The organism is Ureibacillus sp. FSL K6-0165 (assembly GCF_038004285.1).
Lineage (GTDB): Bacteria > Bacillota > Bacilli > Bacillales_A > Planococcaceae > Ureibacillus > Ureibacillus thermosphaericus.
Genome location: NZ_JBBOQS010000001.1, coordinates 2,190,374 through 2,201,971 on the forward strand (window position 1 = coordinate 2,190,374; position 11,598 = coordinate 2,201,971).

Consider the following 11,598-nt stretch of genomic DNA (forward strand, 5'->3'; position numbering starts at 1 on the left):
TCTCCTTTCAAGTATTAATTTTAACATAGAAGAAGGAAAAGTTAATTGCAAATACTTCAAAAGGATTCTCTGAAATGGTTTTATACATGGATTACAACCTAAACGCAGTTACTGATTGGGGAACAATTTGTGTATACCTTGCGTTACGGTTAATTTTCCTTGCAATATTTCTTCTTCCAGCTTTTTCACTAATTCTTTGTTTTCTTTATTACCAAAAAATGAATCAATTAGATGGTCGGTAATCATTGAATGGAACCAATCACTTGTTTGTTCCCTTCTTCTTGTGAACCAGTAGCTGGATTCTTTCATTTGTTTTTCAAACGATAAAATCATTTCCCAAACATCTTCCAATCCTGTTTTTTCATAGGATGAAACAGGAACAGTTTTTGATTCCCAACCGGGAGTTGACGGTTGTAAGAAATGCAGGATTTTCCTATATTCTTGAACGGTTTTTTTCGCTTTTTTTACATTGTCTCCATCAGCTTTATGGACAACAATACCATCTGCCAATTCCATAATGCCTTTTTTCAAGCCTTGTAATTCATCACCTGCGCCTGTTAAGACGAGAAGAAGGAAAAAGTCAACCATACCACGCACATACGTCTCACTTTGCCCTACTCCGACAGTCTCAATTAGAATAATATCGTATCCAGCTGCTTCACAAAGAAGCATCGTTTCCCGCGTTTTTTTATGAACACCGCCTAAGGTACCGGCACTTGGTGAAGGACGTACAAATGCGTTTTGATGACGGCTTAAATGTTCCATTCGTGTTTTATCCCCTAAAACGCTGCCGCCGGAAATGGTAGAACTAGGGTCTATTGCAAGAACGGCAACTTTTTTCCCCATCTCGCAAAGCATTGTACCAAACGCTTCAATAAAAGTGCTCTTACCTGCTCCGGGAACCCCCGTTATTCCAATCCGAATACTGTTTCCTGTAAAAGGTAATAATTCTTGCAATAAATTTTGAGCCAGCACCTTATGTTCATGATTGGAACTTTCAATTAAAGTAATTGCTTTTGAAAGCGAAGTGCGCTTTCCTCCGCGCACTTCACTCGCTAATTGCTTTATATCAACTTGTTGTTGCCGCTTTTTTCGAAATTTTTTTGGCGCAACATATGTCATTCCATCGTGTTTGCTTTCAATGCCTTTCATGACATGTAGTGCAGTCTCTTCTGCGTTTTTTTCGTCCATCATTCAGACACTTCCTCATAACCTAATCGACGATAGATTTCTTCAATAATTTTAATCGCTGCAACTGGGATTACTGTACCTGGTCCAAAGATTGCAGATACACCCTTATCGTATAGGAATTGGTAATCTTGAGCAGGGATTACACCTCCAACGACAACGATAATATCTCCTCTACCTAATTTTTCTAATTCTTCAATTAATTCAGGTACTAACGTTTTATGGCCTGCTGCTAAAGAAGAAACACCTACACAGTGCACGTCGTTTTCCACTGCCATTTGTGCCGCTTCTTGCGGTGTTAAGAATAGCGGTGAAATATCCACGTCAAATCCAAGATCAGCATAACCAGTAGCAACGACTTTTGCACCGCGGTCATGTCCGTCTTGTCCCATTTTCGCAATTAAAATACGCGGGCGACGACCTTCGTTTTCTAGGAATTCATCTGTCATTTGTTTTACTTCTTCAATTAATTCATTATCGGAGAAGTTAGATGAATATACACCTGAAATTGAACGGATAACTGCTTTATGGCGTCCGCAAACTTTTTCAATGGCATCGGAAATCTCACCAAGTGTCGCGCGAGCACGAGCAGCGTCAACTGCAACAGCAAGCATATTCTCTTCTCCTGTTTCTGCAGCTTTCGTTAAACGTTCAAGATGTCTTTGCACTTCTTCTTCATTTCTTTCTGCTTTCATTTTTTCAAGTCTTTCAATTTGTTTTTGACGAACTAGCGTATTATCAATATCTAAAATATCAATTGGTTCTTCAACGTCTAATTTGTATTTATTTACGCCAACAATCGTTTCCACTTTAGAGTCAATTTTTGCTTGGCGTCTTGCAGCAGATTCTTCTACTTTCATTTTTGGAAGACCTGTTTCAATCGCCTTAGCCATTCCACCCAGCTCTTCAATTTCTTTAATTAACTCCCAAGCTTTTTTCGTTAACTCATCTGTTAATTTTTCCACATAATAAGATCCGCCCCATGGATCGATGACTTTTGTCATAAGCGTTTCTTCTTGTAAGAATAATTGCGTATTACGTGCAATGCGAGCTGAGAAGTCTGTTGGAAGCGCAATCGCTTCATCCAAAGCATTCGTGTGTAAACTTTGCGTATGGCCCATCGCAGCAGCATTTGCTTCAATTAACGTACGAGTTACGTTGTTGAACGGATCTTGTTCTGTTAACGACCATCCAGAAGTTTGGGAGTGTGTACGTAAAGCTAAACTTTTCGGATTTTTTGGATTGAATGTGCTCATCATTTGTGCCCAAATTCTTCTAGCTGCACGCATTTTTGCTACTTCCATAAAGTAGTTCATACCAATGCCCCAGAAGAAGGACAATCGTGGAGCGAAGGAGTCAATGTCGATGCCAGCTTTAAGTCCTGTTCGTACATATTCCAATCCATCTGCTAACGTATATGCTAATTCAATGTCCGCCGTTGCACCAGCTTCTTGAATGTGATAGCCGGAAATGGAAATAGAGTTGAACTTAGGCATGTATTTACTTGTATATTCAAAAATGTCAGCAATAATTTTCATAGACATTTCTGGAGGATATATGTACGTATTACGCACCATATACTCTTTCAAAATATCGTTTTGGATTGTACCAGCAAGTTTTTCCGGCGTTACTCCCTGCTCCTCAGCCGCTACAATGTAGAAGGCCATGATTGGAATAACGGCCCCGTTCATCGTCATAGAAACGGACATTTGGTCAAGAGGAATGCCATCAAACAAAATTTTCATATCTTCCACAGAGTCAATGGCAACGCCCGCTTTTCCCACGTCCCCTTTTACGCGAGGATGGTCGGAGTCATAACCTCGGTGTGTAGGCAAATCAAAGGCAACCGATAAACCTTTTTGACCCATTGCTAAATTTCTTCGATAGAATGCATTCGATTCTTCTGCCGTTGAAAAACCTGCATATTGGCGAACAGTCCATGGACGCGCTACATACATTGTTGGATATGGCCCACGGGTATTTGGTGCGATTCCTGGGAAGTCTTGTAAATGTTTTACGTCTTTTATATCTTCATTCTTATAAAATTCTTTTACTTCAATTCCTTCATTTGTTTTAAATGTATGAGATGGTTGAATTTGTTCACTTTTTATTACATCTTGTATATTTACAGAATGAAAGTTTGGTTTCATTGTTGTTGTACCCCCTTCAAGCTTTCAAGAAGCGCAGTGAGCTTTTCCACAATATTTTGACCTGCAAAAATAAATCCGTTTAAACCTTGAGATAACCAGTCTGTTTCTTCTTCTGGGAATTTCCCTGCAACATCTAAAATTAAGCCTTCTTTTTTACTTTCCAATAAAACTGGTACGATTTCTTTTGTTTGATCATTTGTAGCAGCAATCACTACATAATCAGCATCCGTTTGCTGTAACCAATTTTTTGCCTCTTCAATCGATTCAATTTCACCGGATTCTACAGGTACAACACCAGCTGTTGCGAAAAATCCTTCTACAAAGTCCGCTCGAGGTTTAAAGTCTTTTAATTTTCCGTAAGTGAGAATGCCGATTTTTGGATTCACTTGACTGTATTGCTCTCGAAGCATTTCAAATGGAATTGCTAAACGCTTAATATCTTTATATAACGGATTTGTTTCTGTTTGCAGCAGATCAGCTGGATTCGCATAAATGTTTGTACCAATTAACGAATGTTTTCTCGTTTCTACTTGACGAATACGCTCTTTATAGACTTCTTCAATAGCTGATTGTAATTTTCCGGATTTTTCGAATTCGTCAATGCCACCTGCTTCTTGAATTTGAAGGAATAATTCCCAAGCTTTTTCTACATATTCTGCCGTTAAAGTTTCTATGAAATATGAACCGCCTGCAGGGTCAAGAACATCATCAACAAATGATTCTTCTTTTAACACTAACACGACATTTCTTGCAATACGAACGGATTGTTCAGTCGGTTTTGTTAATACATCGTATGGGTGAACAGTAATGGCATCTGCTCCTCCGATTAACGCAGCAAAGGCTTCATTACCAGCACGGAGTAAATTTACGTAAATATCGTATTTAGAGAAACTGCGTAATGATGTTTCCACCAATACTGGAACTGGAACTGCTTCCGCATTGTATGCCGTAGCAAAGGCTTTCCATAAAACTTTAAAGGCACGCAATTTTGCAATTTCTTGGAAAAAATAAGTGTCAATTGCAAAATTTACGAAAAATTTATTTGCAAAGGATTCAAAGGATTCAGACTTCTCGGCATATTTTGCCCCTTGAGCTAGCGCAAGAGCAAGTTCTTGTACAATATGTGCACCATCGTTATGATAAGGAACTGTATTTGCCGCAAAAGTCCGAACCATCGGAAAATCATCAAGCGTAATTGCTTCATTTGTAAGAACAAATCCTCTAACTTTTTCACGATCAGATTCTTGAATTTTTGAAAATACATTTAAAATCTTGTTTTCGTGTACGATTAATTTAAATGGATACTCAATTAAGTAATTAGCTAATTGAGTTAAAGCTTCTTCGTCCCATTCAAGGATTCTACTATCGATTGTAATGTAACCATTACCGCGATTAACACTATCTTTTATTTTATCAAAGAATTCTTTTGTATTTTCAGCATAAATTGTTTGGGCAGCTTGAACAGATTTTGTAGAATTTAGCGCACGAATCGTGTTTACTTGTTTTTCTAATTGGTCCCCTAATTTTTCCACCAACATTTGTTGTGTATATAACGGTTGTATTGCAACCCCTTCAATTGTTTTAGTAAAGAGTGATTCAAATGGCTTCCCCTTTAAAGATTTTATAGCTGTTTCTTTCCACTCTTCATAACTTGCGGATGGAAAATCGATCTCATGCATGTTGTTTGACATAGACTTCGCTAAACAGCTTCCCCCTTTTCATCAAATTATAAATTTTTATAATATTTATAATACATTAGAAACCGCTACCAATAAAGTATAAAAATTAAAGAAAGCCTTGATTTACAAGGCTTTCTAGCACTTTTAATAAATATTCTTTTCATAATAATTTGTATTTTCGAGAATATCTTTTACTCTATTTAGAAATTTCCCACAAATGTAACCGTCTAAAATTCGATGGTCAATTGACAAGCATAAATTCACCATATCGCGAATTGCAATCATATTATTAATAACGACTGGTCTTTTTACAATGGATTCCACTTGTAAGATCGCCGCTTGAGGGTAATTGATAATACCCATTGATTGTACAGAACCGAATGAGCCCGTATTATTTACAGTAAATGTTCCACCTTGTATTTGATCACTCTTTAATTTTCCGCTTCGAACACTTTGAGACAATTCATTAATTTCTTTTGCAATCCCTTTAATGGATTTGTCATCTGCATTTTTGATTACCGGAACAAATAGGGCATCGTCTGTCGCAACAGCAATTGAAATGTTAATATCTTTCTTCTGAATAATTTTATCTCCAGCCCAAACAGAGTTAAGCATTGGATACTCTTTTAATGCTTGAGCAACAGCGTTGACAAAGAATGCAAAATATGTGATGTTGAATCCTTCTTTTTCTTTAAATTGTTTTTTAATGGAATCACGATATTGTACAAGATTTGTTACATCTACTTCCATCATCAACCAAGCATGTGGAATTTCATGCTTACTTCTCACCATATTGTTAGCGATTGTACGACGAAGGCCGGATACTGGAATTTCCACATCACCTGCTTGTTTCTCAATGTGAATTGGTTTTGGTTGTACTGGTGATGGCGACGGACTTGTTTCTTGAGTTTGAACAGGCTCTTGTACTTGTCGTTCAACGGACGGTACGTTTCCATCCTTCATTGACTCAATAAAGTTTAGAACGTCTTTACGCGTAATGCGACCATTTAATCCTGTACCAGTTACCTGTTCTAAGTCTATATTGTGTTCGCTCGCTAATCTCAATACAGCTGGAGAATATCGATTTTTTTGTTTTGGAATGTTTTCCCCATAATTTGGTTCATTCACTTTTACTTTCACAGGTTCTTTCGTCGCATTGCGAATGGCTTCACTTATATTTGATGATTCTTTTTCCTCAACTACTTCAATCGTACAAATCACCGTTCCTACCGGATACGTCTCGCCTTCTTTACCAATTAATTCCTTGATAATGCCCGTGTAGGATGAAGGTACTTCCGCATTTACTTTATCCGTTAAAACTTCCGCTATAGGATCGTATTTATTTACATGATCTCCAGGTTTAACAAGCCATTTTTCAATTGTTCCTTCTGTAACACTTTCTCCTAATTGAGGCATGATAATTTTTTCAACTGACATACGTATCCCCCTTAAAAAGCGGCTAATTCCCGCATAGCCCGTTCAATTTTTTCAGGATTGATCATGAAAAATCTTTCCATCGTTGGTGCATATGGCATAGCTGGAACATCCGGACCCGCTAATCTCATGATTGGTGCATCCAAGTCAAATAAGCAGTTTTCGGAAATGATGGCTGCAACTTCGCTCATGATGCTACCTTCTTTATTATCTTCCGTAACGAGAAGTACTTTTCCAGTACGGCTTGCGGCTTCAATGATTGCTTCTTTATCCAGTGGATATACCGTACGTAAATCTAAAATGTGCGCTTCTATTCCGTCGTCATGAAGGCGCTCAGCTGCTTGAAGGGCATAATTGACACAAAGTCCATAAGTAATAACAGTAATGTCGTCCCCTTCTCTTTTTACGTCTGCTTTACCGATTGGCAACACGTAATCATCAAGCGGCACTTCTCCCTTGATTAATCGATATGCCCGTTTATGTTCAAAGAATAAAACTGGATCTTCATCCCGAATACTTGCTTTTAGTAATCCTTTTGCATCATATGGAGTGGAAGGGATGACAATTTTTAACCCTGGTGTATTGGCAAATAGTGCTTCCACAGATTGGGAATGATATAACGCACCGTGGATACCACCACCATATGGAGCACGAACAACAAGCGGACAGCTCCAATCATTATTTGAACGATATCGGATCTTGGCTGCTTCAGAGACAATTTGGTTAACAGCCGGCAAAATGAAATCTGCGAATTGCATTTCAGCGATTGGACGCATTCCTACCATTGCAGCTCCAATGGCTACACCGGCAATTGCGCTTTCTGCTAGAGGCGTATCTAAAACGCGCCATTCACCAAATTGTTCATACAATCCTTGAGTAGCTTTAAATACTCCACCTTTTTTACCAACGTCTTCTCCTAAAATAAAAACGTTTTCATCTCTTTCCATTTCTTCTTTCATCGCCAAATTAATCGCTTCAATAAAAGACATTACCGCCATCTTATTCATCCCCTTCCCAATAAACATATTTCAACGCATGTTCTGGGGGAGCATAAGGTGCTTTTTCTGCATAATCTGTCGCATCATTCACAATTGCCATCACTTTGTCATTTATTTCTTCAAGAGTTTCTTTCGTTGCGACATTTGTATCGATTAAGTAGTTACCAAATAACAGCAACGGATCGTTTGCTTTCCCTTCTGCTACTTCCTCCCTAGAACGATATTTGTCATCATCATCGGAAGAGTGGCTCGTTAATCGATAAGTTACTGCTTCGATTAAGCTCGGACCTTCACCTCTAAGTGCACGATCAACGGCTTCTTTCATCACTTTATAAACAGCTAAAGGATTTTTGCCATCAACGGAAGCACCGTGCATTCCATATCCAATAGCTCTGTCAGCCACGCGACCGCCCAATTGTTTTTCAACTGGTACAGAGATGGCATATTTATTGTTCTCTACCATGATGATAACTGGCAATTTATGAACGCCAGCAAAGTTTGCTCCTTCATGGAAGTCACCTTGGTTTGTGGAACCTTCTCCCAATGTTACAAAAGAAACTAATTCTTTGTTTTGTAATTTTCCTGCTAAAGCAACTCCTACAGCATGTGGTACTTGAGTTGCTACTGGAGATGATCCAGTTAAGATTCGATTCTTTTTATAACCAAAATGTCCAGGCATTTGTCTACCACCGGAGTTTGGATCTTCTGCTTTCGCAAACGCAGACAACATTAAATCCCTTGGTGTCATCCCAAAATGCAACACAACTCCCATATCACGGTAATATGGTGCAATATAATCCCTTGTTGGATTTAACGCAAAGGCAGCCCCTACTTGAGCAGCTTCATGGCCTTGACAAGAAATAACGAATGGAATTTTCCCAGCTCGGTTTAGTAACCACATACGTTCATCAAGTCTACGAGCTAAAAGCATTGTTTCATACATTTGTAACACATCGTTGTCTGATAAGCCTAATTGTGCATGATGTAAGTCGGACATTGATACACTCCCCTTTCACAAAACAGTTCTCATCATATATGAATCGCTTTTCCATCAACCGCTAAAGCAGCTTCATTTAAAATTTCGCTTAATGATGGATGCGGATGGATGGTTTCGCCGATTTCCCAAGGTGTTGCATCTAAAGTTAATCCTAATGCAGCTTCTGAAATTAAATTCGTTACATGCGGACCAATCATATGCACACCGAGTAAATCATCTGTTTCTCGATCTGCTATGACTTTAACAAAACCTTCTGTTTCACCATATACCACTGCTTTTCCAATTCCCTTAAATGGAAAGGTTCCTATTTTCACATCGTAATTTAACGATTTTGCCTCATCTTCAGTTAACCCAATGCTTGCAACCTCTGGGAATGAATATACGCATCTTGGAATGTTTCGGTAATTAATTGCTTTTTTCTTTCCGGATGCAATATGTTCCACCGCAATAATCCCTTCGTGAGAGGCCACATGGGCAAGCTGAACACCACCAATGCAATCTCCTATAGCGTATATATGTTTTTCTTTCGTTTGGTAAACATCATTTACTTTGATAAAGGAAGAATCCGTTTCAATCTCAGTATTTTCCAACCCTAAATTTTCAATATTTCCAATGCGGCCTATTGAAATTAACATTTTCTCCGCTTCAAATTTCTTTTCTTCACCGTTCACGTTTGCGTTAATTGTTACCGAATTATCACCTTTTACGATGGATGAAGGGGAGATTTCGGCTTTCGTCACGATGTTAATACCGCGTTTTATAAGCTGTTTTTCCATTTCTTTTGATATGGCTATATCTTCATTTGGCAAAATGCGATCTGCATATTCTAAAATTGTTACTTTCACGCCAAAATCGCTTAAACAAGAAGCCCATTCAATGCCAATTACACCGCCACCGATTATAATCATGGATGCTGGAAGCTCTTCCATTTCCAATATTTGATCGGAATTTAAAATCATTGTCCCATCATATTCAATTCCGTTAAATGGACGTGGCTTGGCTCCAGTTGCGATGATGATATTTTTAGGCAACAGCATTTCATTTTCAGACCCATCATTCATCTCAACTGATACCGTTCCCCCTGCCATTGGAGAAAATATGGATGGTCCTAAAAGTCTTGCAGTTCCGTAATAGCAATCAATTTTTCCTTTTTTCATTAACCCTTTGATACCTTGATGTAACTGTTCAATTACACTTTTTTTTCGTTCTTGTAATTGTTGAAGATTAAATTGAATGTTTGAAATTTGGATTCCATATTCTTTTGCATTACTAGCATCACGATACATTTCCGCACTTCGTAAGAATGTTTTCGTTGGAATGCACCCTCTATGAAGGCAAGTACCACCTAATTTTTCTTTTTCAACGATGGCAGTCTTTAAACCTAATTGCGCTGCTTTTATTGCTGCAACGTATCCCCCAGTTCCTCCACCAATAATGACTAAATCATATTCTCGAGCCAAAGCCATCCCTCCAAATCAATTTCATCTATAGCGAAATTATTTTTGTCTTCTACTTAAGATGTTTTTTTCCTTTTGTAAAAATTGTTTTCTTGATTTTAGTACACTGTTAATTCTTTCTTCAGCCAAACGATTAGCAGCTAAATAAGTTGGGATGTTTTCATCTTTTGAAATTTTAAAAATTTTTGTTAAAGAATCATAAATTGTTTCTACTCGTTTCATTGCTCTTTCTCTGTTATATCCGTAAAGTTCATCTGCAACATTAATTACTCCACCAGCATTAATTACATAATCTGGTGCATAAATGATTCCTTTTTCATGAAGAATTTGCCCGTGGCGAGATTCTTTTAACTGGTTGTTTGCACATCCAGCGATGACTTTTGCTTTTAATTGCGGTATCGTTTCATCGTTAATGATTGCACCAAGTGCACATGGTGAGAAAATATCAACATCTTGTTTGTAAATCTCATTCGGACTTACCGCAACTGCACCAAAGTCATTGACAGCTCGCTCTATTGCTTTTTCATTAATATCCGTGACAATCAGTTTTGCGCCTTCTTCATGCAAGTATTTACACAAGTTATATGCAACATTACCTAATCCTTGAACAGCAATTGTTTTGCCTTTTAGGCTATCATCTCCAAATGCTTCTTTAGCACTTGCTTTCATTCCCAAATAAACTCCGTAAGCGGTTACAGGAGATGGGTTACCAGATGAACCAAATGAAGGTGATACACCTGTTACATAATCTGTTTCTTCATAAATCAAGTCCATATCTTCAACAGTTGTACCAACATCTTCTGCTGTAATATAACGACCATTTAAACTTTGAATAAATCGTCCTAACGCGCGGAACATTTCTTCGTTTTTGTCTTTAGCTGGATCACCAATAATTACTGTTTTACCACCGCCAAGATTTAAGCCACTTACTGCATTTTTGTACGTCATACCTCTAGCAAGTCTCAATGCATCCTCGATGGCTTCTTCTTCAGATTGATAAGGCCACATGCGAGCGCCACCTAATGCTGGTCCAAGCGTTGTATCATGGATTGCGATAATCGCTTTTAATCCAGAATTTTTGTCCTGACAAAATACCAATTGTTCATAATCATATTTTTCCATGTACTTAAAGATTTCCATTCAAAAAACCTCCCTAAAAATATAATGGAGTAAAATCTCTAAAATTAGCGACAAATTTTCTACAATTTGCACTATTTTACTTTACAATACTTTTTATTTTTTAATTTATCAACTAGAAATATTGAAAAATATACTTTTCCTAATTTTCTGATTTTTTGTACTATTAAAAATTATAATTCTAATATAATTTTTATGACAAAAATGTGCAAAAGATTAGCAATTTTTTGTCGAAACTTGACACTATTTCTTGGCGATGTAAAATTGAATTAATTGCGAAGGAGGTTATTTCATGGCCCGATTAATTGCCTTTATCATTTTATTGATTCCCGCATTAATTGCTGGTGCAGGTATCAAGTTTATGCGCGATACTCTATACGGCATATTAAATTCCCCTTTTCCTTGGTTATGGTTCCAATTTCTTATAGGTCTTATCTTTAGCATCATCGGAATTGGATTTTTTGCGGGCTATTTATTGCATCGAGATCGAAAAAGGGGAAGAGTGGCTCCAAGGTTTCAAAAAAAGGATGAAACAAAAGAAATTAAACAATAGATTAT

Annotated in this window: 9 protein-coding genes; 1 reads left to right on the forward strand and 8 read right to left on the reverse strand. The window is 37.6% G+C overall.

Annotated features, from left to right (window positions below):
• Positions 1-108 precede the first annotated feature (108 nt).
• The 8 genes from meaB to NST00_RS10940 form a co-directional block, all read right to left on the reverse strand.
• Positions 109-1,194, reverse strand: coding sequence for a methylmalonyl Co-A mutase-associated GTPase MeaB (gene meaB, locus NST00_RS10905; RefSeq protein WP_016837770.1), 1,086 nt, complete (start codon positions 1,192-1,194; stop codon positions 109-111).
• Positions 1,191-3,338, reverse strand: coding sequence for a methylmalonyl-CoA mutase (gene scpA, locus NST00_RS10910; protein ID WP_340709961.1), 2,148 nt, complete (start codon positions 3,336-3,338; stop codon positions 1,191-1,193). The genes meaB and scpA overlap by 4 nt, the downstream gene beginning before the upstream one ends.
• On the reverse strand, positions 3,335-5,029 hold the full coding sequence (locus NST00_RS10915) for a methylmalonyl-CoA mutase family protein (RefSeq protein WP_340709962.1): 1,695 nt from the start codon (positions 5,027-5,029) through the stop codon (positions 3,335-3,337). The genes scpA and NST00_RS10915 overlap by 4 nt, the downstream gene beginning before the upstream one ends.
• A 132-nt stretch (positions 5,030-5,161) precedes the next feature.
• Positions 5,162-6,454, reverse strand: coding sequence for a dihydrolipoamide acetyltransferase family protein (locus tag NST00_RS10920; RefSeq protein ID WP_016837767.1), 1,293 nt, complete (start codon positions 6,452-6,454; stop codon positions 5,162-5,164).
• Between the two features lie 11 nt (positions 6,455-6,465).
• Positions 6,466-7,449, reverse strand: coding sequence for an alpha-ketoacid dehydrogenase subunit beta (locus NST00_RS10925; RefSeq protein ID WP_016837766.1), 984 nt, complete (start codon positions 7,447-7,449; stop codon positions 6,466-6,468).
• A gap of 1 nt (position 7,450) precedes the next feature.
• A complete protein-coding gene (locus tag NST00_RS10930; RefSeq protein ID WP_016837765.1) occupies positions 7,451-8,446 on the reverse strand; it encodes a thiamine pyrophosphate-dependent dehydrogenase E1 component subunit alpha in 996 nt (331 codons plus the stop codon).
• 32 nt (positions 8,447-8,478) lie between these two features.
• Entirely contained in the window at positions 8,479-9,906 is a 1,428-nt protein-coding gene (gene lpdA, locus NST00_RS10935) for a dihydrolipoyl dehydrogenase (RefSeq protein WP_016837764.1), read from the reverse strand.
• 36 nt (positions 9,907-9,942) lie between these two features.
• The gene (locus NST00_RS10940) at positions 9,943-11,043 is read right to left on the reverse strand and encodes a Glu/Leu/Phe/Val dehydrogenase dimerization domain-containing protein (RefSeq protein ID WP_016837763.1); all 1,101 of its coding nucleotides are present in this window, start codon (positions 11,041-11,043) and stop codon (positions 9,943-9,945) included.
• A 289-nt stretch (positions 11,044-11,332) separates the two neighbouring features.
• Here NST00_RS10940 and NST00_RS10945 point away from each other — a divergent pair, with 289 nt between their 5' ends.
• Positions 11,333-11,593, forward strand: coding sequence for a DUF2627 domain-containing protein (locus NST00_RS10945; protein ID WP_016837762.1), 261 nt, complete (start codon positions 11,333-11,335; stop codon positions 11,591-11,593).
• Positions 11,594-11,598: the final 5 nt, after the last annotated feature.